Origin of the sequence: Streptomyces sp. NPDC008313, assembly GCF_042956125.1 — a bacterium.
Taxonomy (GTDB): domain Bacteria; phylum Actinomycetota; class Actinomycetes; order Streptomycetales; family Streptomycetaceae; genus Streptomyces.
In genome coordinates, this window is sequence record NZ_JBIBFR010000003.1 from 258,151 (window position 1) to 283,482 (window position 25,332).

The 25,332-nt window shown below is 74.2% G+C and carries 17 protein-coding genes; 4 read left to right on the top strand and 13 right to left on the bottom strand.

Annotated elements, in window-relative coordinates:
* Positions 1-79: 79 nt before the first annotated feature.
* Together ACFY93_RS05925 and ACFY93_RS05930 are read right to left on the bottom strand one after the other, a co-directional pair.
* Positions 80-1,267 (bottom strand): ARMT1-like domain-containing protein, encoded by a 1,188-nt coding sequence (locus ACFY93_RS05925; protein ID WP_391353931.1) that lies wholly within the window; start codon positions 1,265-1,267, stop codon positions 80-82.
* A gap of 126 nt (positions 1,268-1,393) precedes the next feature.
* Complete coding sequence (locus ACFY93_RS05930; RefSeq protein WP_391353933.1) at positions 1,394-2,050, bottom strand: Tat pathway signal sequence domain protein; 657 nt, start codon at positions 2,048-2,050, stop codon at positions 1,394-1,396.
* Positions 2,051-2,727: 677 nt separating this feature from the next.
* On the opposite strand from ACFY93_RS05930, the gene ACFY93_RS05935 reads away from it, so the two are divergent.
* The 3 genes from ACFY93_RS05935 to ACFY93_RS05945 all read left to right on the top strand — a co-directional run bounded on the left by ACFY93_RS05935 (position 2,728) and on the right by ACFY93_RS05945 (position 5,267).
* Positions 2,728-3,417, top strand: coding sequence for a DUF6230 family protein (locus tag ACFY93_RS05935; RefSeq protein WP_391353934.1), 690 nt, complete (start codon positions 2,728-2,730; stop codon positions 3,415-3,417).
* Positions 3,417-3,842, top strand: a complete 426-nt coding sequence (locus ACFY93_RS05940) for a DUF6114 domain-containing protein (RefSeq protein WP_391353935.1) — start codon at positions 3,417-3,419, stop codon at positions 3,840-3,842. Before ACFY93_RS05935 ends, ACFY93_RS05940 begins: the two co-directional genes overlap by 1 nt.
* 180 nt (positions 3,843-4,022) lie before the next feature.
* The gene (locus ACFY93_RS05945; RefSeq protein ID WP_391353936.1) at positions 4,023-5,267 is read left to right on the top strand and encodes a cytochrome P450; all 1,245 of its coding nucleotides are present in this window, start codon (positions 4,023-4,025) and stop codon (positions 5,265-5,267) included.
* On the opposite strand, the gene ACFY93_RS05950 is transcribed toward ACFY93_RS05945, so the two are convergent.
* From ACFY93_RS05950 to ACFY93_RS05970, 5 genes are all read right to left on the bottom strand, one after another.
* A complete protein-coding gene (locus tag ACFY93_RS05950; protein ID WP_391354150.1) occupies positions 5,268-6,617 on the bottom strand; it encodes a cytochrome P450 in 1,350 nt (449 codons plus the stop codon). It lies immediately after the preceding gene.
* A gap of 74 nt (positions 6,618-6,691) precedes the next feature.
* Complete coding sequence (locus ACFY93_RS05955; protein WP_391353937.1) at positions 6,692-7,339, bottom strand: ATP/GTP-binding protein; 648 nt, start codon at positions 7,337-7,339, stop codon at positions 6,692-6,694.
* Entirely contained in the window at positions 7,317-7,676 is a 360-nt protein-coding gene (locus ACFY93_RS05960) for a DUF742 domain-containing protein (RefSeq protein ID WP_391353938.1), read from the bottom strand. Before ACFY93_RS05960 ends, ACFY93_RS05955 begins: the two co-directional genes overlap by 23 nt.
* On the bottom strand, positions 7,673-8,086 hold the full coding sequence (locus tag ACFY93_RS05965; protein WP_391353939.1) for a roadblock/LC7 domain-containing protein: 414 nt from the start codon (positions 8,084-8,086) through the stop codon (positions 7,673-7,675). Before ACFY93_RS05965 ends, ACFY93_RS05960 begins: the two co-directional genes overlap by 4 nt.
* Entirely contained in the window at positions 8,083-9,579 is a 1,497-nt protein-coding gene (locus ACFY93_RS05970) for an ATP-binding protein (RefSeq protein ID WP_391353940.1), read from the bottom strand. Before ACFY93_RS05970 ends, ACFY93_RS05965 begins: the two co-directional genes overlap by 4 nt.
* A gap of 237 nt (positions 9,580-9,816) precedes the next feature.
* Between ACFY93_RS05970 and ACFY93_RS05975 the strand changes: the two genes are divergently transcribed.
* Entirely contained in the window at positions 9,817-10,797 is a 981-nt protein-coding gene (locus ACFY93_RS05975) for a helix-turn-helix domain-containing protein (RefSeq protein ID WP_391353941.1), read from the top strand.
* 61 nt (positions 10,798-10,858) lie between these two features.
* On the opposite strand, the gene ACFY93_RS05980 is transcribed toward ACFY93_RS05975, so the two are convergent.
* The 6 genes from ACFY93_RS05980 to murC form a co-directional block, all read right to left on the bottom strand.
* Positions 10,859-15,379, bottom strand: a complete 4,521-nt coding sequence (locus ACFY93_RS05980) for an FtsK/SpoIIIE domain-containing protein (RefSeq protein ID WP_391353942.1) — start codon at positions 15,377-15,379, stop codon at positions 10,859-10,861.
* Between the two features lie 15 nt (positions 15,380-15,394).
* Positions 15,395-17,389 carry a metallophosphoesterase gene (locus ACFY93_RS05985; RefSeq protein WP_391353943.1) on the bottom strand — a complete coding sequence of 665 codons (1,995 nt, stop codon included), beginning with the start codon at positions 17,387-17,389 and terminating at the stop codon, positions 15,395-15,397.
* The gene (locus ACFY93_RS05990; RefSeq protein ID WP_391353944.1) at positions 17,386-22,614 is read right to left on the bottom strand and encodes an FtsK/SpoIIIE domain-containing protein; all 5,229 of its coding nucleotides are present in this window, start codon (positions 22,612-22,614) and stop codon (positions 17,386-17,388) included. Before ACFY93_RS05990 ends, ACFY93_RS05985 begins: the two co-directional genes overlap by 4 nt.
* A gap of 76 nt (positions 22,615-22,690) precedes the next feature.
* Positions 22,691-23,344, bottom strand: a complete 654-nt coding sequence (locus tag ACFY93_RS05995) for an SLATT domain-containing protein (RefSeq protein WP_391353945.1) — start codon at positions 23,342-23,344, stop codon at positions 22,691-22,693.
* A gap of 82 nt (positions 23,345-23,426) precedes the next feature.
* Positions 23,427-23,834: a peptide-methionine (R)-S-oxide reductase MsrB gene (gene msrB / locus ACFY93_RS06000; protein WP_391353947.1), complete on the bottom strand. Its 408-nt coding sequence runs from the start codon at positions 23,832-23,834 to the stop codon at positions 23,427-23,429.
* A 52-nt stretch (positions 23,835-23,886) separates the two neighbouring features.
* A complete protein-coding gene (murC, locus tag ACFY93_RS06005; protein WP_391353948.1) occupies positions 23,887-25,281 on the bottom strand; it encodes a UDP-N-acetylmuramate--L-alanine ligase in 1,395 nt (464 codons plus the stop codon).
* Positions 25,282-25,332: the final 51 nt, after the last annotated feature.

A 25,332-nucleotide genomic window follows, 5' to 3' on the forward strand; every position in this document is an offset into this window, starting at 1 on the left:
GGGCGGTGCATCCGGGTGGCCGGACATGATCACACCATCGCGTGAAATCCGCCGGTTCGGGAACGGCCGGCGGCGCGGGTCATGGCCTGACCTGGATCAGGGCGTGGCTGCCGCTCGTACGCCAGCGCTGTTCCCCGGCGGCGGCGAGCGCCGCCTCGGTCGGGGCGGTGAGGCCGGTGATCACGTCGGACTTCAGGGTGCGCAGGGCGGCCACCGGGCCGGGGAAGTACGCGGTGGTCCCCTCGAAGGGGGTCGTCGGCGGCCAGAGCCGGTCGCCCACCAGGCGGCGGTAGTTGAGGTCGCCCTTCATCACGGTCAGGGTCGCCCCGGCGAACTCCCTGCGGAGGTCGTCCGGCATGTCGGCGTAGGGCAGCGGGGCGCAGAAGAAGGCGTGCGCCCCGACCGTGAGGGTGCCGTCGGCCATGGCGTCCCACAGCCGCCGGCCCGCCCGGCCGGCCTCCGCCCCGGCGTCGGCGAGGTGGCGCAGGGCGTCGACCACGTCGGCGGTGGTGGCGTCGGAGACGTAGTACGGGTGGGGCTTGACGTGCAGGACGGCGCGCTCGACGTGCCGGTGCCGCAGGAGGTGGTCGACGAGGAGCAGGTCGGGAACGAGTTCGCGCCCGGCGTTGTCGGCGACCAGGGCCAGCGTGCGGCCGCCGCCCGCGCCATCGCCGGTCAGCAGGGACCGGAGCGCCTCGCTGTCGTCCGCGACGAGGGGTGAGCCGTCGTCGGCGGCGCCGCCGGAGGTCAGCCGGAAACCGAGATCGGCCCGGTTGCCCCAGAGGGAGCCGTGCAGCAGCGCCCGCCACTGTTCCTCCTCGGGGAGGCGGGCCGTCCGGTCGAGCGCGGCGAGTTCCCCGGCGGCCTCGGGGGTGCGCAGCTCGGCGAGCTTGAACGGGCGGAACGGGTCGACGCCCTGCCAGGGGCCGGGGGTGAAGTAGCCGACCGCTTCGAGGAGCCGGCGGTAGAAGTAGCTCTCCGCCCACAGGAAGGGCGCGGCGAACCACGAGGCGCCGAAGTGGTCCCTCCCCCACGCGTCCCACCGCTCACGGTCGGCGGCGCCCTCGGCGAGCGGCTCGATCGTCCCCCCGGTGGCGCTGTCGAGCAGGGCTCCGAGGGCACGGCGCTGCCCGGGTCCGTAGGGGAACGCGTCCTCGACCTTGCGGATGAGCGCGGGGTGCCGCTCGGCGAGCACGCTGTGCGGGAAGGAACGCGGGTCGTCGCCGCGGATGACGGGGGCTTCGGGCAGGACGGGGACTTCGGGCATCGTCGGGCGTTCCTCCGGGCCGGGACGGAGCGGGCGGGCCCGGGAACAGTAGCCTCCGCGCCCCGCCGACGGCGCCGCCCCGTGCTCGGGCGGCGCCGCCGGCGTGACGGTGTGCGGTGGGGCGGGTCAGTTGACGTAGACGGCGCCGCCCGCCTGGTCGGCGTCGGTGACGGGGGCGTACTTCGCGGTGAAGTAGCCGTTGGCGAAGCACAGGGACGAGCCGGAGTACTTGGTGAAGTGCTGGTCGGTGAAGGTGATGCTGTTGTCGGTGTTGCTCGCCGTGCCGGTCAGGCCCGGTCCCCGGTAGACGCAGGTGATGCTGCCGAGCAGGGTGCGGAGCTTGACGGTGGTCTGGACGGTCGAGCCGCTGGGCGGGCTGACCGTGAGCGTGCCGCCGGAGGTCACGGTGGCGCTGTACGGCAGGTTGTCGACGACGATGCTGGTGACGCCGAGGACCCCGGCGACGTTGCTGGTGCAGTTGGCGAAGGAGTGACCGGTGACCGACTCGGTGGCCGTGCCGGGGGCGGCCGGGTTGTCGGTGACGGTGGCGTTGAAGGCCGACGTGGAGCAGGAGACGCCGCTCGTGCCGGTGCTGCTGGAGTAGAGGGTGGCCGTGGTGCCGCTCGCCAGCGAGGCGTTGAGGACGTCGCCGGTGGCGACGGCGGTCCCGCCGGCGCTGCCGGTGGTGAGGACCGCCGCGTCGGCCGCGGAGGCGGGGGCGATGGCCGGGACCGTGAGGGCCGCGGCGGCGCCGACGAGGGCGAGGAGGGTTCGCATGCGCATGGGGTGCCTTCTCTCCTGGTGGGGGTGTGCGGAGCGTGCTCCCCCGGCCGGGGGCGCTCCGAAGGAGGCGCGGTGAGCGTGAACTCTTGCGAGGGAGCACCCCGCGGCCGTCGCGGTCGGACCGGACGCCTTCTCCGTGCGTGGCGGTCCGCCGCGGCGGCGGGGCGACCGTGCGCGGCCGCCCTGAGGAGGGCGGCCGTGCCGGTGCCGCGGGGGTGGGGGGTGAGATGGTGCGAAGGCGCGCCGCGCGGCCGAGAACGTCGCCCCTGCCTCGGCCGGGGCGGATGGGCCCCGGGCCGAGCCCCGCCGAGAGGGGGCTCGCAAGGGTGGTGGCCGCGCTGCGCCGCGCTCGGGTCCGGCGCCACGGATCCGAGCGGAACAAGGGGAGTTGTAGACCCGCGTTCGCGGCGACGTCAATGTCCTGGACGGAAGTTGACGCATCGACAGGCCATATGGCCGGTATCGGCGCACGGTCGGCGCACAACCGACACCCTTTTCCCACAACTCCCTTGACCGCTCATGTAACCGCCGGTAACTTCCCCTCATGGTTGTTACTGCGGCGTAACGTGAAAGCCCTTGCTCCGCCGGGAGGTGCGGGGGCGTACGCCGCGGTCGCTGTCCGCGCCAGGACAACACGCCACTGAACCCCATTCGCAGTGATTTGCCAGGGAGCAGACATGGCCTCGTCCTCCGACGCCTCGGCGTCCACCGGCGACACCCCCGAGAACACAGCAAGCGTTTCCGACGGTACCGGCGCCCCCGCCGAGCCGGCCGCGAGACGCGGACGCGTACGGCTGCGCCGCACCGCGGTGATGGCCGTGCCCGCCACCGCGATCGCCGCCGGACTGATGATCCTCACCGCCCAGGGTGCCCTGGGCGTGCAGTTCGCGATCTCCGGCATGGCGTTCACGGTCACCGCGACGGACCTGAACGGCACCGGCTTCGAGCAGTTCGGCGCCCTCGACACCATGGCCGAGGACAGCCCGAACGCCGGTGACACCGGCGGCCAGGTCCTCGTCGTCACCTCGGCGATCAAGGAGGCGACCCTCACCAAGCTGTGCCAGAGCGTCGACCTCGGCGGCACCAACCTGCTCATCACCGCCGGCAGCGGCTCGACCCCGGTACGGGCGAGTCATCTCACCACCGACTCCACCGAGCTGTCGGGCAACGCGAGCTTCGACAACATCGAGATCGGCAACGACGCGAGCACCCTGGACAAGGCCGGCGTGCAGGGCCCGAAGGGCGTCTTCAGCCAGCAGGCCGACACCGTCCACATCGCCAACCTGCGGCAGACGAACTACGCGACCACGGCCGCCGTGTTCAAACTGCCCGGCCTCAAGCTCCGCTTCAGCGACCAGGGCTGCTGATGGCGGTACTCGGCCGGCCCCGGACCGGCTTCAGGCAGTGGCGTGCGCGCCGCCCCTTCTGGGGCGGTCTGCTGCTCACCCTCGGCGGGGCGGAGATCCTGCTCACCGAGAAGGCCTCGCTGAAGGTCGTCATGCACATCGGCATGCAGGGCGTGGCGGGCTATCTGCTGCCCACCCTGATGGTGGTCTGCGGGCTGCTGACCCTCTTCAACCCCGCCCAGCGGCTGTTCTACTCGATCCTCGGCATCCTGCTGTCGCTGGGCACCTGGCTGACCTCCAACCTGGGGGGTTTCCTGATCGGGCTGCTCCTAGGAGCCGTGGGAAGCTGCATGATCTTCGGCTGGCTCCCCGACCAGGAACCCCGCGTCGGCCTGCTGCGCCGGCTGCGCGCACGCTCCGCGCACTCCCCCCGGCGCACCGCCTGACGAGGACCGCCCCGCCTCGGCACCCGTCCCCGGAAGCGGAGGCGGGGCGGGCCCCTTGCGATGGCGCGCACGGAAGTTGCGCCCGTACGCAGTGCGGGTCACGCGGTCTCGTGGCGGAACGTCTCCGCGGCGTAGCGTGACTGGCCGTACTGACGTCCGAGTGCCAGGGAGAGAGTCCTGATGGGATACGCAAGCCCCTTAGCGATAGACGTGACCGGCAGCGACATCCACGGCGAGGCCTCCCGGATCCGTGAGCGGGGACCGGCCGCCCTCGTCGAGCTCCCGGGCGGCGTACGCGCGTGGGCGGTGAGCAGTCCCGAGCTGATCAAGCGGCTGCTGACCGATCCGCGGGTCTCGAAGGACCCCCGGCAGCACTGGCCGGCGTGGATCGACGGCGAGATCTCCCCGGAGTGGCCGCTGTTCACCTGGGTCGCGGTGCAGAACATGTTCACCGCGTACGGCAGTGACCACAAGCGGCTGCGGACCCTGGTCTCCAAGGCGTTCACCGCCCGCCGGACGTCGGCGCTGCGGCCGCGGATCGAGGAGATCACCGCGGATCTGCTGGACCGGCTCGCGCAGGCGGGCCGGGACGGCGGCGTCGTCGACCTGCGCGAGGGCTTCTGCTACCCGCTGCCGATCCAGGTGATCAGCGAACTGTTCGGCCTCCCGGAGGAGAAGGGCTCGGAGCTGCGGGCCGTCGTGGACGGTGTCTTCCGCACCTCCGCCACACCGGAGGAGGTCACCGGCAACTACGCCCGGCTCTACGCCGTCATGGGTGAACTCGTCGCCCTCAAGCGGGAGTCACCCGGCGACGACCTGACGTCGGCCCTCATCGCGGCGCGCGAGGAAGAGGGCGACACCCGGCTGAGCGAGCAGGAGCTGCTGGACACCCTGATCCTGATGATCAGCGCCGGGCACGAGACGACCGTCAACCTCATCGACAACGCGATCCACGCCCTGCTCACCCACCCGGAGCAGCTCGCCCACCTGGGCGCCGGCCGGGCCTCGTGGCAGGACGTGGTCGAGGAGACGCTGCGGGTGCAGTCGCCCGTCGCCAGCCTCCCGCTCAGGTACGCGGTGGACGACCTGCCGCTGGGCGAGCTGGACGGCCCCGAGGACGTGGTGATCGGCAAGGGCGAGGCGATCCTCGTCGCGTACGCCGCCTCCGGACGCAGTCCCGAGCGGTACGGCAAGGACGCCGACCGGTTCGACCTGACGCGGGTCGACAAGGAGCACCTGGCGTTCGGTCACGGGGTGCACCACTGCCTCGGCGCCCCGCTGGGCCGGCTGGAGGCGGGCATCGCCCTGCCGGCGCTCTTCGAGCGGTTCCCGGACCTCCGGCTCGCCGCCGGGGAGGGGGAGCTGCGGCCGGTGGAGTCGTTCATCTCCAACGGCCACGGCTCCCTGCCGGTGCGGGTCAGCTGATCACTCCCCGCGCCACCAGGCCCTCAGCCGGGCCCAGGTGCCCCGCGGAGCGCCGGTGACCGGGGCGTGCCCCGGTGCCGGCGCCGCGGGCGCCGGTGCCGGGCGCGCGTGCGGCATCGGTCCGAAGCCCGCGCCGGGCGCCCTGCCCGCGCCGGCCTCGCCGGCCCCGTCGGTGCCGGGGCGCGTCACGGGGGCGGGCGGGAAGACGACCGGGAGCGAGGCGAGCGCCCGGTGGAAGGGACCGGGACGCCAGACCAGCTCCTCCGGCCGGACCGCGAGTTCCACGTCGGGGAGGCGGTCGAGGAGTTTCTCCACGGCGACCGCCGCGATCAGCCGTGCCGGGCTCTGCGCGGGGCAGTTGTGCGGTCCGGCGCTCCAGGCCAGATGGGCGCGGTTGGCTGCACGCCGGCCGGCCCGCAGCGCCGGGTCGGTGTTGGCGGCGGCGAGACTGATCACGAGCGGGTCGCCCGCGCGCAGCACCGCCCCCTCGTACATCACGTCGCGGACGGGGAAGTGCACGGCGTAGTTGGCCATCGGCGGGTCCGCCCACAGCACCTCGTCGAGGGCGTCCTCGACCGGCAGGCTGCCGCCGGACAGGCTGCCCGCGAACCGGTCGTCCGACAGCAGCAGCCGCAGGCTGTTGGCGATCAGGTTCTGCTCGGGCTCGGTCCCGGCGCCCATCAGCAGGACGAGGCTGTGGATCATCTCCTCGTCCGTGAGCCGCGCGGGGTGCGCCATCATCCAGGACGTGACGTCGTGCCCCGGCCGGCTCCGCTTCAGCGCGACCAGGTCCAGCAGCGTGCTGGTCAGCAGCGCGTTCGCCTTCTCGGCGTCCACTCCGTCGAAGATTCCCGACATGCCCTCGACGAGCCGTGTCCCCAGCTCGGCGGGGCACCCGAACAGGTGGTTGAAGACCAGCAGCGGCAGCACCTGCGCGTACGCGCCGAGCAGATCCGCCCGGCCGGCCGCCGCGAACCGGTCCACGAGGGTGTCGGCGCTGCGTTCCACGTAGCCGCGCAGGGTGTTCGGTTCGACCAGCGCCAGACTGTCGGTGATCGCCCCGCGCAGCCGCCGGTGCTCCTCGCCGTCCGTGAACAGGGCGTTGGGCCGGTACATCATCATCGGCACGACGGGGCTGTCCACGGGGACGGTGCCGTCGGCGAGGTCCCTCCAGCGGCGCGGGTCCTTGGAGAAGGTCTCGGGGCTGCGCAGCACGTGCAGCGCGGCGTCGTACCCGGTGACGAGCGTGGCCCTGACCCCGGGCGCCAGTTCGACGGGACCGGTGGGGCCCGCGGCGCGCAGCCGCCGGTAGACGGCGGCCGGATCGGCGGCGAACTCGGGCCCGTACAGGGACTCGGGGGCGGTGCCGTGCGCGGGCTCGTTCGCGCGTCCGTGCGCCGGGCAGCCCGGTGGGGGTACGGAGGTCACGCGTGCTCCAGTTCGCTGGTGTCACCGGCCGCGCCGGCTCCGGGGGCGTCCGCGGCTTCGCCGCTTCGGGTCAGGAGGTGCTCGACGAGGGCGATCAGCGCCTCGGTGGACGAGGTGCGGTCCCGGGCGTCGCAGCGCACGAGCGGGGTGCCGGGGAGCAGGTCGAGGGCCTCGCGGACCTCGTCGAGGCCGTGCTCCCGCGCGTCCTCGAACTCGTTGAGGGCCACCGCGTACGGCAGGCCCAGCTCCTCCAGTACGCCCATGACCTCGAAGGACTGCCCCAGCCGCCGGGTGTCCGCCAGGACGAGCGCGCCGAGGGCTCCCCGGGTCATGTCCTTCCACAGTTCCGTGAAGCGCTGCTGGCCCGGGGTGCCGAAGACGTACAGCACCAGGGAGTCGTTGAGGGTGAGGCGGCCGAAGTCGAGGGCCACCGTGGTGGTGGTCTTGTCCCGGGTGCCGGCGAGGTCGTCGACGAGGGCCCCGGCCTCGGTCATGACCTCCTCGGTGCGCAGCGGCCGGATCTCGGAGAGCGCGCCGACGAACGTGGTCTTGCCGACGGCGAAGTGGCCGACGACGAGCAGTTTGACGGCGGTGCGGACCGTCGGCCGGAGGTAGACGTCTTCAGAGGCGGGCGCGGAGCCCATCGAGCACCTCCTGGAGGATGTGGATGTCGGACGGCCGGGCCGCCGGGATGGGCGCGCGGGTGACGATGTGTCCGCTGTCCATGAGGTCGGCGATCAGCACCTTGGTGACGCTGACCGGCAGCGACAGATGGCCGGCCACCTCGGCGACCGACAGCGCGCCCGGCCGGCACAGTTCCATCAGCCGGCGCTTCTCCGGGCTCAGCCCGCCGAGCGGCAGGTCGTCGGCGGCGATCAGCAGCGTGACCAGGTCGAGGGTGTTGCGGGTCGGGTGGGCGCGGCCTCCCGTGACCACGTACGACCGCACCAGCCTCTCCGGGGGGCGGCGCCGCGGCGTCATGCCGGGCTGCCGGTGTCCTGCCGGGCCGGACTGGTCAGCTCCCTGCCGAGCCGGTCGACCAGCTTGTGCATGCGGTAGGTGACCGCCTCCATGTCCACGTTCTCGGTGGTGGACACGGCGAGATAGGCGCCCTCGCCCGCGGCGACCAGGAAGACGTAGCCGTGCGCGAACTCGATCAGCGTCTGCCGCCACGGGGTGTGCGCGCTGCCGCAGAACTCGGCGGTGCTGCGGCTGATCGACTGCACGCCGGACAGACCGGCCGCCAGCCGCTCGGCGTCGTCGCGGCCGATGTCCGCGGAGTGGGCCCGCAGCATGCCGTCGGCGGAGAGCAGGATCGCGTGCAGTGCCTCCGGGACCTGCAGCACGTCGTCGAGCATCCACCCCAGCTCGTTGGTCGTGGGGGCGATCATCCCTGTGTGTTCCTCTCGTTCTCGTGGGGGGTTGCGCGCGCGTCCTCGTGCCGGGGCCCGGGCGTACGTCCGTCGGGGGCCTCCTCGGCGGCGCGGCCGGAGCGGGTGCCGCGCGCGAAGGCGCCCATCCGGCGGGCGTTCTCCTCGGCGGAGCGGCCGCCGGCCTCCTCGGCCGGCACGGGCGCGGCCTCGGTGGGCGCCGCCGCCCGGGGCGTACGGCGCCGTCGCTTCGGCAGGCCTCCGGCGGTGGTCGCCTCCGTGAGGGGATCCGCCATCGCCCGCGCCATCGCCTCCGTGGTCGCCTCCGCGGGCAGGGGCTCGACGGGCGCGGACCCGGCGGCCGGACGAGCGGGCGTGGCCGTACGCGCGTGCTCCGGCGTACGGGCGTGCTCCGCGGTACGGGGCTGCTCCGCGGTGCGGGGCGCGGCGGGCGCCGGCACCGCGCGCACCGGTTCCGCGTGCGTGAGCAGGGCGTTCGGCAGGAAGACCACCGCGCGGACACCCCCGTACGGCGAGCGGGTGTCCGCCGAGACGGTGAACCCGTACCGCGCGGCGAGCACGCCGGTGACGGCGAAGCCGAACTGGGGCGGGTCGTCGAGGCGGGTGACGTCCACCGGGTGCCTGCCGGACAGCAGGGTGGCGGCGCGCTCGGTCGCCTGGCCGTCCATGCCGACGCCCGCGTCGTCGATCACGACACAGGCACCGTTGTGCACGGACTGGACGGTGACCTCGACGCCGGTGTTCGGCTGCGAGTGGCGGGCCGCGTTGTCCAGCAGCTCGGCGACCGCGAGGACCACGGGCTCCACCGCCCGGCTCTCGACGGCGAGGTCCACCTGCCCGTTGACACGGATGCGCCGGTAGTCGCGGATGCAGGAGATCGCGCCCCGCACGACCTCGATCAGCGGCGACGTGGCGCGCTGCCGTCCCGGCCAGGAACCGCACAGCACGGCGATGGCCTGCGCACGCCGCCCGAACTGGGCGTTGGTGTGGTCGATCTCCAGCAGGTCGCGGAGCACGTCGGGGTGGTCGTGCCGGTCCTGCATCTCCGAGATGGACACCTGCTGCTCGTTGGCGAGGGCCTGGATCGAACGCATCGACGCCTTGAGGGCGGCCTTCGCGGACTGGTCGGCGCGGGCCTGCGCGTGCCGCACCGTTCCGGAGAACCGCTCCAGCACGCCGTCGAGGCATCTGCCGAAATCGGTGCCGGCGAACCGGGGGTCCAGCGGGCCGGTGCCCGGTACGGGCGGGCGGGTGCCGTCCCCGCGGCCGGGCACCCGGTGCGGGGCGTCCTCGAGGGCGGGCAGCCGGGCCGTGAGCAGATGCCGTACCTCCTCCTCGCGGGCGCGCAGGCCATCGGCGAGTTCGGCGGTGCGGCGGCGCTGGAGCGCGGTGATGCCGCGCTGTCGGATCAGCAGCACGGTGACGGCGAGCAGGGTCGCGAGCAGTACGGCGGCCAGGCACAAGAACGCCACGTCCGGTATTTGTTCGGTCATGAAGTCCTCTGGGACGAACGGAAGTTGACGGAGCGCCCGACGGTAACCGGTTCTCCGGCGCGCCCACTTGCGCTCGCACGCACAGAAGTTGCCCCCAGACGCAGCACCGCACGGAGGAAACGATCCGGCTGCATTAGGCTGACGCCCAGTGATCGACACGTAACTGCCGTACCCCGTAAAGAAGTTGAGGATTCAGCCATCAAAGCCGGTCAGAACACGACTGCGACGAAGCCGACTGTGGCGAAGCCGACCGCGCGGCCGACCGCGGGGGGCTACTCCGTGCAATCACTGGGCACCGGCGCCGTGAGCCCGCACGAGCGCACCGACTTCTGGAGCGAGCACGTCGCCTCGTATCAGACGCGGATGGACTTCCGGTACGCCGAGTCGGAGTCGTTCCGCGGCGAGATGACCCGCCAGCGCAGCGGCACCTACCAGCTCGTCACCTGGGAGTGCGATCCGGTCGAGTACGTCCGCACACCGGGACTGGTACGCCAGGACCCCGAGGACGGCTACCGGTTCCTGCTGCCGTTCTCCGGTGAGCTGCTGCTGCGCCAGGACGACCGGGAGGCCCGGCTGGCACCGGGCGCGGGCAGCCTCCTGACCCTGAGCGCGCCCTGCCGGGTGCTCAACGGCCAGAGCGTCAGCGGGGCCATCCTGTCGATCCCGGCCCAGGAGATCGACGGCCCGCTGAACCTCAAGGCGCCGCTGGCCACCGGCATCGACCTCACCACGGGCCTGGGCCGGGTGGTGAACACCATGATCCTCAGCGCGTACCAGGAACGGGAGGACCTCACCACGGCCCAGTTCGACGCCGTCCTCGACCGGGTCGTCGAGCTGCTGTGCATGCTCGCCACCGGCGACGACCGGCCCGACGCCCCGGGGCACCTGACCGAGGTCGAGGCGATGGTCCGACGCCATGTCCGCGACCACGCCGCCGACCCCGGCCTGACCGGTACGTCGATGGCCCGCGCCCTCGGCTGGTCCCTGCGGCAGATACAGCTGGCGCTGCAACGCGTCGGCACGACCCCCCGCGACCTGATCCGCGAGGAACGCCTCCGGCTGGTCCGTGACCGGCTGCGCTGCGCCGACTGCGAGAACCTGACGATCACGGACCTCGCCTACGCCTCCGGTTTCTCCTCCGCCAGTGCCCTGAGCACGGCCTTCCGCCAGCGCTTCGGAGTGAGCCCCCGCGAGATGCGGGGCGCGGCGGCGGGCTGACGACCGGCGCGGCCGGGGGGCGGCCGCCCCGCGCGCGCCCACCCGGTGCGCCGGGCGGTGTTCACCGGTCGGCCGCCGGGTCCGGGGGATCCGGGTCCGCCGGGATCAGCACCGTCCGCAGTCCGCCCTGGCCGAGATGGAGCAGCCCTCTGCCGGGCCGCACCGGATACCCCACCGCGCTCCGGGCGATCCGGCAGCCGATGAGGTCTCCCGACGTGGAGTCCTGCGGCGACAGCAGCAGCCCGCGCCGGGCCTTCTTCGCCTCGACCTGCCAGCCGGAGAACCCCGAGCAGACCTCCTCCTCGTCGCCGCCGATCACCAGGGCGAGACCCCGCTCGGCGCCCCGCTGGAGCAGGCGCTTGAGGGAGGGCCCGGCATCGCAGTCCCGCAGGACCTCCGCGTCGTCGGCGAGGACCACGACCGGGTGCTCCACGGACGCCGACTCGGTCACCTGCTCGAACTCGGCCCCGGGGAGGTCGGCCCCGGTGAAGACCCGCAGCACCCCCGGCCTGCCCACCAGCTCCCGCAGTGGTGAGGGGCGCGGGGCGGCGACGACCAGGCGCGTCCCCCGCAGGAGGAGGGAACGGGCCAGGGTCAGCAGCGCGGTCGACCGGCCCGAGCGCGGCGGCCCGGCGACGACGAAGGCCGGGACGCCGGCCCCGAGGTCGGGACCGTACGCCGTGAGCTCGTCCCCGCCGACACCGGCCAGCGCCCACAGCGGGCTGCGGGAGGCCTCCGGATCGCGAAGCCTCAACGCCTCGTCGAACGAGATGCGGCCGGGGAGCGCGTCGACGCGGAACGGGAGCGGTTCGCGGGGGACGCCGGTGCCGCGGGCCGCCGCGCCGATCGCGGCGAGCGCCTCGGCCTGCGCCTGGTCCGCCGGATCCGCCGCCAGGAGCGCGAACTGGGTCTCCGTGCCCCGGCCCGCGCGCAGCGCCCGGCCGGCCGGCATCCGCTCCGGGACGCCCGCCGACTTCACCCCGAGCAGCGCGTAGTCGCCACCGTCCACCAGCCGCAGCGCGTACTTGTCCTCGGTCAGGAAGGCCATCCGCCCCGAGAGCAGCTGCCGGTCCCCCGTGACCACCAGGTGGATGCCGGCGCTCGCGCCCTCCCGCATCAGGACGTGCACCTCGTCCGTGAGCCGCCCGTGGTCGTACTCGCCGAAGGTGGACAGCCAGCCCTCCCAGCCGTCCAGGAACACGACCAGGTGGGGCAGCCGCGCCCGTGGTCCGGCACCGGCCCGCTGCTCGGAGACACCGGCGAACGCCTGCTCGGCCAGCACGTCCTGACGCCGCCTGAGCTCGTCCGTCAGCCGGGACACCAGCCGGGCGGCGCGCTCGGCCTCACGGCGGGTGACCAGGGCCCCGCAGTGCGGGAGCGCGGCCAGCGGGGCGAGCCCGTTGTGGCCGCAGTCGATCCCGTAGAGGTGCACGTCGGCCGGGGAGTGGGCGCGGGCCAGCGCTCCGGCGATCGTGCGCAGCGCCTGGGAACGGCCCGACCCGGACGCGCCGGCGATCAGCAGGTGACGGAAGCGCGCGAAGTCGATGGTGACCGGGCGGCGCCGCTGCTCCTCGGGCAGGTCCTCGATCCCGAACGGCACCGGGGACAGCGCGCCGGGAGCCGGCTCGGCCCCCTCGGCTCGGACGGCGCCGACGCCGTCGATGCCGCCGCTGCCGCCGCTGCCGCCGCTGCCGTCGATGTCGTCGATGTCGTCGATGTCGTCGAGCGACAGCACCTCGGGCAACGGCGGCGTCAGGGGGCTGTGCTGCGGGGGGACGCCGAGAGCCGTCCGCGCGTCACGGACGGCGTCGACGAGCACGCCGAGATCGGAGACGACCGCGTCCCCGTCCGGCTCCACGCTCGGCCGCACGAGGGCGGCCCTCCCCAGGGCCTGCCAGGTCAGAGGCGCGGTCCACGGGGCGCCCTGAGCCGCGCCCGCGGTGCCGGGCCGGCGCCCGCCGACCCGGCCGGCCTGGAAGGGGATGAGCGTGGAGTGCCCGAGACGGGCGTAGCCGCGGCCGGGCGCCGACCTCGGGATCCGCGCGGCCTCGGGCGAGTCGACGATGTCCTGGGACTCGGCGCCGTCGGTGACGCGCAGTGCGATGCGCAGATTGGTGTTGGCCCGGATCTCCGCGGAGACGACGCCGCTGGGCCGCTGGGTGGCGAGCACCAGGTGGACGCCGAGGGACCTGCCCCGCTGCGCCACGTTGAGCACTCCGGAGACGAAGTCGGGCAGGTCGCGGACGATGGAGGCGATCTCGTCGACGACGACGACCAGCCGGGGCAGGGGCTCCAGATCACCACGGCCGTCACGCGCGAAACGCTGGTACTCCTCGATGTCCCTGGCGTCCGCCACCGCCACCAGGCGCTCGCGGCGTCGCAGCTCGGCACCGAACGAGTCGAGCACCCGCTGGACGAGGTAGCGGTCGAGGTCGGTCACCATGCCGACCGTGTGCGGGAGGCGGACACACTCCTTGAACGCCGATCCGCCCCGGTAGTCGACGAGCACGAAGGTGAGGTCCGCGGGAGAGTTGGCGAGGGCGAGCGAGGCGATGAACGTCTGCAGCAGCTCCGTCTTCCCGGAGCCCGCCGTGCCCGCGACGAGCGCGTGCGGTCCGTCCCGGCGCAGATCGACGCCGAACGGGCCGTCGTAGGTCTCGCCGATGACCGCGAAGGTCGACGGCCCGCCCGCCGTCCAGCGCTCGGCGACGGCCCGGGCGGTGGGAGGTTCGAGCCGGAGCACGTCGAGCAGGCGGGTCCGCTCCGGCAGGGCCGAGTAGCCGGTCCCGCCACTGGCGTCCCGGAGGGGGGCCAGCGAGCGGGCCAGCCGCGCACACCACGCCGGGGAGACGAGATCGGGGCGTACGTCCCGGTGCCGGGGCCCCTCGGCGGAGTCCACGCGCAGGCGCAGTACCGGCCGCGGGTCGTCGTGCGCGTGTTGTCCGGGGGGCCGGGTGGTGGCGCGCCGGGGTGCGGGGACCGAAGGGGCGCCGTGAGGTTCGGCGGAGACGACGGCCCGGCACTCGTCGGGCAGGAAGCGTTCCTCCTCGTCCAGGCAGAGCAGGTGGATCCCCACCGACGGCCCCTCGCGCAGCAGTTGCACCACTCCGGGGAAGGAACGCAGCCGCCGGAACCCGTCGCAGACCACGACGATGCCGGGCGCGGAGGCGGGGACGTCGCCGCCGGCCTCCCGGTCCCGCTTGCGTTCGTGGAGGAATCGGACGAGTTCGCCGATGCGGGCCCCGACGGTCTCCGCGTCCGTGCCGACGGCGGCGTTCGCGTCGACGCCGCCGGCGGGGCGGGCGTGCGGGAGCCACTTCAGCCAGTCCCAGGAGTCGTGCGCGCCCTTCACCGTCAGGACGTGCACCGCGACGTCGAGCGGACTGTGCAGCCCGGCGATCTGGGCCACCGCCCAGCGCCCCAGCGCCCGGGCCGAGTCACCGGGACCCGCCAGGCCGATCACGCCGAGCTCCCCCAGCGGCAGGGTGACGGGCAGATCCACGTCGTCCGGGCCGGTGCCGACGCGCAGCAGCAAGTGGTCGCGGTCGCCGGGGCGGCGCTCCCACAGCCGGGCCCGGGGGCCGGTGGTGAGGGAGAGGACGGCGGCCGGGGAAGGAGCGGCGTTCCGGTGCTTCATGAGCTCCGCGCGCCGCGCGTCCCGGGTTTCCCTCTGCTGGGTCCTTTCCTGTTCCCGGTACCTCGGGCCGAGGTACCGGGCGACCACTACGGTCACCGGGCCCAGCAGCGACCCCAGCAGGTACCAGCGGTCGAGGGCCGACCCGAGGATCGCGGCGGTGACCAGGACGAACATCGCCAATACCCAGGGCGCGGAGTCCCAGAAGGGACGCCGCAGGCGGTCCAGGGAGGAGTCCCGGACCTCCACCGGCGGGCCACCGCGGCGCTGCTCCGGCGAAGGCAGCCGCCGGGGGCGCTCGAACTCGAAGCCCGCGCCGTCCTCCGAGGGCCGCAGGACGGCGTCGGGGGGCGTGTAGGCGACCAGTTCCAGCAGGGTCCCCGCGATGGCGAGTTGCGCGTCGAGGGGCCACTCGGCCTGTACGGGGCCGCCGCCGTCGGTGCGTCCCTCGGCGAACTCTCCCAGGGACAGTCCATCCAGCGTGATCCGGTCGCCGTCCTGATGCGCGCACACCGCGCACCCGCCGTCCGGTCGGACGGTGACGGTCAGGGCCCGCTCGGCCAGTTCGGGGTCGTCGACGCGTACGTGGGCGGCCGGGCCGCTTCCGATGTCGGTGCGGCCGAGCCCGAGCCGGTGCACGGCCCCCGCGTCCGGGCCGCCGCTCACCCGCAGTTCGACGATGCCCGTGACCTCGCCGGGCAGGCACCCCGCGGGAGTGTGCAGGCTGACCACGGCACCCTCCGTGAGCGGGGACCGCGCCAGGGAGGCGGACGGGTCGACGGCACGGCCGCCGACGTACACCGGCGGTGTGCTCGTGGCGCGTGCCCCGGTGAGCCTGCTCTCCAGGGCGCGGGCGACCTCGTCCACGGGTGACTCGGGGTCGGCGTCGAGGACGACGTCGGCCGCGCTCCCGTCGCGGGGGTCGACGACCGTGAGGGTGAGTCGCACGGCAGGCTCTTCCTGTCAGTTCCGCGGGGAACGGTCGGCGCTCAGCTCGTCGAAGGGGCACTCGTCGGCCTCCCCCGGACGGAAGGCGATGGCCAGGTCGGCCCGCCACTGGCCGCCGCGGAAGCGGACGGTGCGCAGCGCGAGGGAGTGTTCGTCGCCCTCCCGGGCGATGAAGACCTCGTTGTAGCCGTTCTCCTCGTTCGAGTGGACGCTCGCCAGCGCCGGGGCGCCCGCGATGCGGGTCGTCCAGGGCCGCTCCCGGTCGATGAGGCGTTCCGACGCGAGGAAGCCCAGGTGCGTGTGGCCGTGCAGCACGAGCGCCGTGTGCGCCTCGGCCAGGGCCAGCTTGGCCTGGCCCGCGTTGACGACACCGGCGTACGGCGCCACCTCCACGGAGGGGACCGGGGAGAGGGGATGGTGGACGACGGCCAGGTTGACGCAGCCGGTCTCCTTCTTGAGGCGCCTGAGCACGGGGTGGGCGACGACGCCGGGGTCGTGGCGTTCGAGCTGGCCCATGAGGTCGCTGACCCGGGTGCCGTCCTCGGACTCGGCGAGTTCCGCGATGAGCCGCCGTACCCGGTCGCGGTCGTCGTTGCGGGCCGGTTCGCCGCCCGACTCGGCCGAGCCCAGGAGGGCGACCCGCAGGCAGGCGTCCGGGTAGCGCACGTAGAGCCGCCGGGCGTCGTGGTCCTCCTCGTCCAGGTCCGGGTGCGGGTAGGCGCGGAAGGTCCCGGAGAACCACTCGTGCCGGGCGCCGGGCCGCGCGTCGAGGCACCGGTCCCAGGACACGTCGTGGTTGCCGCCCACGAGCAGCACCCGGGGATCGTCCGCGCGCAGGTCGGGGTGGGGGGCCAGCATCCCCGTCAGCCGGTGCAGCCAGTCGAGGGCCCGCTGCCCGTACGCGTCCACGGGACGGTCGACGAGGTCCCCGGAGACGATCACCACGTGCGGGGCCCTGCCCTGCTCACCGAGGTGCCGGACATGCTCCAGATAGCTCTCCAGCGGCGTGCCCTCCCCGGTGAGCCGGGCCAGCGCGGCGCCCGCCTGCGTGCGGTCCTTCTGGTCGACGTTGGAGCGCAGGCTGCCGCCGAAGTGCAGGTCGGACACGTGGTGCACGCGCAGCACCTCGGGCAGGTGGTGGGCGAGCACGGGATCCTCGGCCACCGGCCGCAGCATCTTCGTCGTGTGCGCGTCGCGGTCGTCGGGGCCGAGGGGGAGCCCGGCGTCGCGCCAGCGTTCCCGCCGGACGGCGGCCCGGTGCGTCGCGGACAGGCCGTTGTGGAACCACTGGTCGATGTACAGGTGCAGGGGGTGGTCGGCCTCCTCACCGGCCCGCCGGGAGAGCGCGGCCGGGTCGGCGCGCAGGTCCGGATCGGCCTCGGCGGTCTGCAGGACGAGCTCCAGCAGGAACGGGGTGAGCAGCCAGCCGGGCTGGTCCGCGCGCAGCCGGGCCACCACGCCCGGCGCCCACTCCGGGGCCCGGGCCGCCATGAGCGCGGCCTCCTCGTCCGTCACCGACGGCGGGGTCCGGACGTCCTTGAGGGCGTCGGCCCCCAGGTGCGGGGCGAGCAGTTCGTGCTCGGCCGGGGTGGCGAAGACGACCGGGGTGACGCCCTGCTCCCGCAGCCGCCCGAGTCCCGCGGCCAGCGTGGCGGGGTCCACCGCGCGTCCGCTCGACGGGCCGACGGCCGGCTCGTCGACGAGCACCACCTCCGCCCCGTCGAGCCGCGGCCGGCCCGCTTCGGTACTGGTCAGGCAGGTCAGCCCGGACCTGCGCACCAGGTTCTCGTTGCGCAGGTCGACGAGCCGGGTGCTTCCCTCGGGGCGGGCCCGCAGCACGGCGTTGGCGAGCCAGCTCTTGCCGGAGCGCCTGGGCATGACGACCAGCCAGCACACGTCGTTGGGCGCGTACCCCTCCACCAGCGGTACCGCCCACGCGGGCACGTGCGTGCCGGGGAACCTGATGTCGAGCTCCGGGTCGAACGCCCGGCTCGGCCGGTAGTGGCTCATCGCTGCTCCTCCGCGTCGGCCAGTTCCTGGTGGGCGAGGTCGATCCAGTCGAAGAAGGGCCGGTCGGGCAGCCACTTGTCCTTGGCGAGCAGCAGACCGACGTCGCGCAACTGCCGTCCCTGGGCCGCGGTCAGGGCGCGGGGCTGCGGGGCGCCCCGCGCGTCGAGCAGGGCCTGCCGGCCGGCGGGCGGGATCTCGCTCCACCGGGAGCGGAAGACGTCGGCCTTGTTCACGAGCAGTTCCCGTTCGATCAGTGATCCGAGCTCGCCGGGGTCGTCGAGCGCGAGCGTGTTCCCGGCGCGCGCGGCGCGTACCAGCGCGTCGCCGACCACCTGCAGGTAGAAGGGCCAGGGCCCGACGTCCCGGAGGATGCGGTCGGCGGTGGCGGGCGGGATGGCCACGCTCTCGTTCTCCGCGGTGCCGACCAGGAACTCGCGGGCGTGCGCCTCGGCCAGCGGGCCCAGCGAGAAGTGGTTGACGTCGTTGCCGAAACTCGAACCGGGGGCCGCCAGCGCGTGGTGCAGGGCGTCGCTCCAGTCCTTGTAGGTGCCGCAGTAGACGAGCCACGCTCCGGCCTGGCCGAGGTCGCGCAGCCAGGACACGGCCGTCGGCTCGTAGCCCGTGAGCCGCCCGACCTCGTCGAGCAGGAGGACGAGCCGGGAGGAGCCGCTGCCCTGGGCGGCCCGGTCCATCAGTTCGTCGGCGGGCCGGTCCGCTCCCGCGAGCGAGGGCACGAGCCGTACGGCGAGTTCGTCCTGCGTCCCGCCCGGGGCCCGGTTGGCCAGGGTCACGACCTTCTGCACGTTGCCCACGCCGTCGGAGCGCATCCGCTCCTGGAGCGCCTTGACGATCCACGACTTGCCGGCCCGGCGCGGACCCAGCAGCGCGGCGGGCGTGCCGTCGCGGAGGTTGCGGTCCAGCCAGGCGAACACGTCCTCCCGGCCCACCGGCCTGCCCTCCGGCCCGAGGGAGAACCGGTCCGCCGCCAGCGCGCTGCTCTGGATCCGGAAGGGCCGGCGCACCAGCGGGACACCGGCGTTGCGCTGCCGGGCCGCGTTCGCCGTCTCCTGGATCCGGTCCGGCAGCGCGATCTGCACCTCCACGCCGCTGCCCGCGAACAGGGCCCGTCCGGGTCCGGCGAAGGGCGGCAGCCGGTGCGCCGCGAGCCCGGCACGCTCGTAGCCGGCGGGACCGGCCTGTCGCAGTACCAGGGTGGTGGCGTCCGCGAAACCGCGCTGGATGTCGAACACCTCCTCGCCGCCGGTGACGACGGGGCAGATGCCGGTCCGGGTGTCCCGCAGCAGCCGGAACAGGTCCCTGAGGCAGCTGTCGTTCGCGGTCCTGACCGCCCAGTCGCGGAACTCCCGCCAGCCGTCGAGCAGCAGGACGAGGTACGGCGGAGGGTTCCCCGCCCCGCGCTCGCGCCGGTACTCGTGCAAGGTCCTGACCCCGGTGCGCGCGAAGAGCTCCTGGCGGCTGCGGACGGTGTCGACGAGCTTGTCGACGAGCCGCCGCATCCGTTCCGTCTCGTCGAGCGTCACCACGGCACCGCAGTGGTCCAGTTCGGTGAGTCCGGCGAGGGCTCCGGCGGAGTCGATGGCGTAGAGGTGGACGTCCTCGACGCCGTACTGCTCGGCGACGGCGGCGGCGAGGGTCAGCAGCAGCTGGGTCCGTCCGCTGCCCGCGTCGCCCGGGACGAGCAGCGGCCCGTCGTGCCGGAGGTCCCAGGCGGCCTGTTCGAAGCCCTGGGCGCCGGGCGCGTCGCGCAGCCCGAAGACGACCGGTGTCCGCGCCCCCGGCCGGGGCCGGACGGGCCACGGGGTGTCCTGCCCGGCGGCGGTCTCGGTCAGCCGGACCGACGGCGGCAGCGGCGGCGGCCACGGGACGTGCGGTGCGGGCGGAGTGTCCAGGGTCTCCGCGGCCCGCGCGGTGGCGTCGACGAGCGCGGCGAACGGGTCGCCGCCCGTGGCCCCGCCGCCGGAGGCTCTGTCCGCCCGCGGTTCCGTGGCTCCCGTCCAGTCCGTGAGGCGGATGCTGAGGGTGTCGTGCCCGGCGGCGGCCGGTTCCTCCGACGGCTCCTCCAGGTGTGCGCGGCGTACGAGGTCCAGCGCGCCGGACGCCCGGCGTACGTAGGCGAGTCGCGGCTCTCCCCTGGGCAGCCGGGCGGCGGCCGGGGTGCCGATGAGCAGCTCGCTGTCGGCGGGATCGGCGAGCCGCAGGACGATCCTGAGGGGAGCGAAGGCGAGCTCGTCCGGGGTCAGCGCGTCGGACGGGCGGCGGGTCGCGAGGATCACGTGAATGCCGAGACCGGGGCCCCGGCGGATGGCGTCGATCAGCCCGGGGACGAACTCCGGTACGTCTTCGCGCAGGTGGGCGAGGTCGCAGACCACGAGCACCAGCCGGGCCAGGGCGGGCAGCTCCGCGCCGGACGACCGGATCACGGTGTACTGCTCGAAGTCCCGTGCCCCTGCCTCCTTCATCAGCTTCCGGCGCCTTCGCACCTCGGCGGTGAGGGCGGTCAGTCCACGTGCGGCGGCGTACGGGTCGAGCGCGGTGTGCACGCCCACCGTGTGCGGCAGCCCGGCCACCGGGGCGAACGCCTCGCCCCCGTCGTGGTGGACGAAGAGCAGGTTCAGCTCGTCGGGGCGGTTGGCCACGGCCAGCGAGGCCAGCCAGGCGCACAGCAGTTCCTCCGTCCCGGAGCCGGCGGTCCCGGCCATCAGGGCGTGCGGGCCGTCGGCGAGCAGGTCGAGGACGAGGGGGCGGCCGGCCGAACCGCCCAGCACGGCCGCCGCGGAGCGCGGGGTGCCCTGCCACCGGTCGGCGATGCGCTCGGCGGTCGGGGGGTCCAGGTCGAGCAGGTCGAGGAGGTGTTCGGCCGGGGGCGCCTCGGGGTCCGCGGGGGCTGCCCGCAGGGGGGCGACCAGCCGGGCCAGCGCGTCGAGTTGGGCGGGGGGCATGGTGTCGGGGGTGCAGCGCGGGCTGCCCACGTCCGGTTCCCGCTCCCTCTGATAGGTCCAGAATCCTTCGGCGCCCGCCACGAATCGGGGCCCGTGCGGGTTGAACAGCTTCCGTTCGTCCTCGGCGACATGGATGACGCACACGCCGACGTCCCGGCCCGCGCGCAGCGTCTCCGCCGCCCAGGGCGCCGCGTTCAGCGCCGCCGGGTCGTCGAGGACGATCACCAGAGCGGTGTGGTCCGCGGGCAGGACCGCCTCCCGCTCGCGGCGCAGCCGTTCGTGGATGATCAGAGCGGCCTCGTCGAGCTGTCTGAGGTGGCCGGCGGGCTCGCGGCTGATCCGTGGCCGCGGGCCTCCCCGGGCCATCAGCCCGTCGGGCGGCAGCCAGCGGGCGAACTGCCAGGCGTCCCGGCCCGATTCATCGGTGAGGACCCTGACCGCGACGTCGGACGGCGAGTGCAGGAAGGCCAGTTGGGCCACGATCCAGCCGGCGAGCCCGCGGGCGACACGGCGGTCGCCCACGAGGCCCAGGCCGTCGGGCGCGATGGTCAAGAAGTGCGTGCTGCCATTGCCCTGGCCGACGTGGAACAACAGCGCTCGTAGCGAGTCCAGGTGGCCGGAGTCGCGCTCCCACAGCAGGGTCTTCGGGCCGAAGACGGCGCCTGGCAGGTTCTTGGGCCCGCCGAAGTACCAGGTGATGGCCGCCCGGTCCGGGCTGGGTTCCCCGCCGCTCACCACGGTGGGTTCCCGGCCGCGCACGACGCGCCGGTACAGCGACCGGACCGGATTGCGGCGCGCGGGGGGCGCCGCGGGCGTCCGCACGCCGGCGGCGTCCTCCCGTTCCGCCGCGGCGCCCTCCGGCTCCGCCGCGGCTCCGCCCGTCGCCGCCTGCCGGTCGAACGCCAGGGTCCCGGCCTGCGCCGGGGACACGTACAGGTCGCTGAACCGGGCGAACTTCTCCGCGTCCAGCTCCGGGGTGAACGCGCCCGTGGGAGGCGCGCCGAGGAAGACCCGGCAGCCGTCGTACAGCGGTACGCGCGCCAGCGGGAGGTCCGGCGCAAGCCGCTCCCCCTCGCTCGTGAAGAGGTCGGTCGCTGTCCGGCGTCGGTCGAGGCTTTCGGTCTCCGCCCGGCGCCGGTCGAGGCGGGCGAGGAGCCGCTCCGCCACCACGCTCACGCGCACCGCGTCACCGACTTCCAGGACGACGTCCTGCTCGGCCCCGCCCGGTAACACGGCCGTGAGCCGCCATCGCCCGATCCCGGCCGCCGGGCGCGCGGGGCCGGGGGCCCGGGAGACGGCCGACCACGACGGCGGCCGCTCCACCCGGGGCTTCGGAACGGGCCGGGCGCGTCCGGGAGGCGCCGAGCGCGGCGCGGCGCCGACGCCCAGCAGCGGGGCGGTCACCCTGCCGTCCTGGTCGAGGTCGACGGCGTATCCCGCGCCGGGCAGGTCCGGCAGGTGCGTGCCGACGAGGATGCGCGGCCCTGTCCGCCCGCACCGGGCGGCGAGCCGGGCGAGTCGCCGCGCCTCCTCGGGCGAGGGCTCGGTACCGATGAGGATGACGTCGGTCGTGGCGGCGGGGTCCTCGGGGCGGGGCGCCCAGCCGGTGAGCACCGCCGCCGGATCCGGGCGGCCGCTCCCGCCGTCCGCCCACGCGGTCGCGGCGGCCGGCGACGCGAACAGGGCGGCGAGGTCGGGCAGGACGTCGACCCGGTCCGGGAACAGTGATCCGGCCTCGTGCCCCGTACCGACGCAGGTGATCCGGACCCGGCTCGACCACTCGGTCGTCGCCAGTTCGGCGGCGACCGCTTCGAGCAGCGTGCCCCTGAGCCGCGCCGGACCCGTCACGGCCCCCAGCCCCGTACCGGCGTCGAGGTTGAGGAGCAGCCTCAGATCGCCGTCCCGGCCCACGGCCACCACGTGGGCGTGAGCGGCGGTGTCGGCCGCGAGGTCGCCGTCCTCGTACGCCCGCGCGCCCTCCCGGCCGAGGAACCACCGGCGGGGGTCGTCGCCCGCCCGCCAGTGGCCGGGCGGCGGACCGGCCGGGGGGTCGGCCACCTCGACGACGATCTCCTCGCCCCAGAGCCAGACCCCGCCGAGTCTCGGCAGCAGGAAGGCGGATCCGGTGAGGGAGCGCAGGGCCCGCTCCAGCAGCCGCGCTCCCGTCGGGTCGGTGCGCGTCAGCAGGCCGTCGGCCACGCTCGCACCGGGCCGGGGGCCGTACGCGTGGCGCGACCGGGTCGCTGACGGGGTGGAGCGTGGCATGACACATCCTCGGGGACCGGCGGAGCGGCGACGCGGGTTCGGCGGGGGCGGGGCGGGTTCGGGGAGGCCGGGGCGGTCAGCGTTCCGCGGGCGCGCCGGCGTCCCTGGGCGCCGGAAGCGCGACCGCCTGGTCCTGGAACTGCTGGAGACCTGCCCGGAACTCCGCGGTCCAGTCGGCCGTCTCCGACTCCATGTGTCCCCGGATCTTGCCGATGAGGGAGCCGATGAGGCTCATCCTGCGCTCGATCACGGCCTGTTCGGGCTCGCCCGTCGTGTCGCGGAGCAGCTCCGCCGACCAGGCCAGCCGGAACTCGTTCAGCTCGCCGCGCAGCGACTGGGCCGCCGTGATGTCCCGCATCCAGGCCGTGGAGAGGCCGAAGAAGTAGTCGAAGCCCTTGCAGCCGGCCGCCGCGGCCAGGAAGACGTAACCCCAGCTCTGGATGTCCGTGCCCGTGGCCGCGCCGGCCAGGGGGATCACCGTGCCGGTGGTCGCGAGCAGGATCATCAGGCCGCGGATGACACGGGACCCGCGCCGCTTCAGCCGTTTGTCCGCGAGGTACCACTCGACGGCGTCCTCGGCCTCCTGCTCGGCCCAGGCGCGCAGCGACCGCAGCGCCTCCAGCCTTTCGAGCGGCGTGCTCGTGGCCAGTGCCGGAAAGGGCCTGCTCCGCAGGTCCCTCTTGGCCCGACCGCCGCCGCCCGACTCGACAGCCCCCGTACTACCCGTCAACTCACCCTCCCCAGCAGGGATTTTGGGTACGAGGGTAGCCGAGCCCCCGGCGGCTGCCGAACGTCTTCGGGGGGCCGCCGTGTCAGCCCGCCTCGGGCCGCAGACGCAGGGAGATCGAGTTGATGCAGTACCGCTGGTCGGTGGGGGTGGCGTACCCCTCGCCCTTGAACACATGGCCGAGGTGGGAGCCGCAGCGGGCGCAGCGGACCTCGGTGCGGACCATGCCGTGGGAGCGGTCGTCGATCAGTTCGACCGCATCGGTGTCCTTGGGGTCGAAGAAGGACGGCCAGCCGCAGTGCGACTCGAACTTCGTCCCGGAGGTGAAGAGTTCGGCGCCGCACGCGCGACAGGAGTAGACGCCCTCGGTCTTGGTGTCGGTGTACTCACCGGTGAACGCCGGCTCCGTGCCCGCCTTGCGCAGCACCGTGTACTCGGCGGGCGACAGCTCCGCCCGCCACTGCTCGTCCGGCTTCTCGACGTCGTACGACATAACGTTCAGCACCCCACTTCGAAAGCGTCGGTCACCTGTCGCCTGCCACCTGTCACCTGGAGCGCAGGTGGTCCAGGATCCGCGGGCCGAGGTCCGTGACGTCGCCCGCGCCCATGGTGAGAACGAGATCACCGGCCCCGGCCATTCCCGCGACCACCGCGGCGGCGTCCTCCTTGTCGTGGACGGCCCGGACGTCCGCGCCCGCCGCCCGCGCCGCGTCGATGATCAGCTCGCTGGTGACGCCGGGGATCGGGTCCTCGCGGGCCGGGTAGATGTCCAGGACCACCGAGGCGTCGGCCAGCGCCAGCGCCTGCCCCATCTCGGTGGCGAGCTCCTGGGTGCGGGAGAACAGGTGCGGCTGGAACAGGACGAGGATGCGCGCCTCGCCGGCCGCCCCCCGCATCGCCTCCAGGTCCGCCGTCATCTCCGTCGGGTGGTGCGCGTAGGAGTCGACGACCTGGACGCCCGCCTCCTCGCCCTTCAGCTGCAGCCGGCGCTTGACGCCCGTGTAGGAGGCCAGCGCGGGGGCCAGCTCGGCCGCCGGGATGCCGAGCGCGACGCCCGCCGCGAGGGCGGCGACCGCGTTGTGCGCGTAATGACGGCCGGGCACGGAGACGGCGAAGGTGAGCTCGGAGCCGTCCAGCAGGACCGTCACCTCGCTCTTCAGGCCCTGCGGCACCACGGACAGCACCCGTACGTCCGCGTCCCCGGCCTCGCCGTACGTCACCACGCGGACGTCGCGGGACCGGATGCGGCGGGTGAGCTCACGGGCGCCGTCGTGGTCCGAGGAGATCACCAGCGTGCCGCCCTCGGTGATCCGGTCCACGAACGTCTCGAACGACGCGTAGATCTCGTCCATCGAGGCGTAGTTCGCGTGGTGGTCCAGCTCCACGTTCAGGACGATGGCCACCTCGGGCGCGTACTTGTGGAAGCTGCGGTCCGACTCGTCCGCCTCGGCGACGAAGATCTCGCCCTCGCCGTGCAGGGCGTTCGAGCCGGGGGCGTCCAGGTCGCCGCCGATCGCGTAGGACGGGTCGAGGCCGAGCGACGACAGCGAGACCGCCAGCATCGACGTGGTCGTCGTCTTGCCGTGCGTGCCGGCGACGGCGATCGGGCGCAGCCCCTCCATCAGGGCGGCCAGCGCGTCGGACCGGTGGACGACGGGGATGCCCAGCTCGGCCGCGCGGGCCAGCTCGGGGTTGTCGGCGCGGATCGCGGAGGAGACGACGACGCAGCTGGCGTCGTCGGCGAGGTGCTCGGCCGCGTGCCCGATGTGCACGGTCGCGCCCTGCGCCCGCAGGGCCTCGGCGGTCGCGGACTCCTTGGCGTCGCTGCCGGCGACCTTGGCTCCGCGCTGGGCGAGGATCTTCGCGATCCCCGACATTCCGGCGCCGCCGATTCCGATGAAGTGCGGTCGGTCCATGGCGGTGGGAAGGCCGGGTGCCATGCGTGTCTCTCCCAGGTGAGCGAGTGGTGCGAGCGGTACGAGACGCCCAGC

Bases quoted from the DNA above. Each gene is read 5' to 3' on its own strand.
- ACFY93_RS05945 (WP_391353936.1), top strand. From the start codon at position 4,023: ATGGGATACGCAAGCCCCTTAGCGATAGACGTGACCGGCAGCGACATC.
- ACFY93_RS05985 (WP_391353943.1), bottom strand. From the start codon at position 17,389: ATGAGCCACTACCGGCCGAGCCGGGCGTTCGACCCGGAGCTCGACATC.
- murC (WP_391353948.1), bottom strand. From the start codon at position 25,281: ATGGCACCCGGCCTTCCCACCGCCATGGACCGACCGCACTTCATCGGA.
- ACFY93_RS05940 (WP_391353935.1), top strand. From the start codon at position 3,417: ATGGCGGTACTCGGCCGGCCCCGGACCGGCTTCAGGCAGTGGCGTGCG.
- ACFY93_RS05930 (WP_391353933.1), bottom strand. From the start codon at position 2,050: ATGCGCATGCGAACCCTCCTCGCCCTCGTCGGCGCCGCCGCGGCCCTC.
- ACFY93_RS05965 (WP_391353939.1), bottom strand. From the start codon at position 8,086: ATGATCGCCCCCACGACCAACGAGCTGGGGTGGATGCTCGACGACGTG.
- msrB (WP_391353947.1), bottom strand. From the start codon at position 23,834: ATGTCGTACGACGTCGAGAAGCCGGACGAGCAGTGGCGGGCGGAGCTG.
- ACFY93_RS05990 (WP_391353944.1), bottom strand. From the start codon at position 22,614: ATGCCACGCTCCACCCCGTCAGCGACCCGGTCGCGCCACGCGTACGGC.
- ACFY93_RS05925 (WP_391353931.1), bottom strand. From the start codon at position 1,267: ATGCCCGAAGTCCCCGTCCTGCCCGAAGCCCCCGTCATCCGCGGCGAC.
- ACFY93_RS05935 (WP_391353934.1), top strand. From the start codon at position 2,728: ATGGCCTCGTCCTCCGACGCCTCGGCGTCCACCGGCGACACCCCCGAG.
- ACFY93_RS05970 (WP_391353940.1), bottom strand. From the start codon at position 9,579: ATGACCGAACAAATACCGGACGTGGCGTTCTTGTGCCTGGCCGCCGTA.
- ACFY93_RS05960 (WP_391353938.1), bottom strand. From the start codon at position 7,676: ATGACGCCGCGGCGCCGCCCCCCGGAGAGGCTGGTGCGGTCGTACGTG.
- ACFY93_RS05955 (WP_391353937.1), bottom strand. From the start codon at position 7,339: ATGGGCTCCGCGCCCGCCTCTGAAGACGTCTACCTCCGGCCGACGGTC.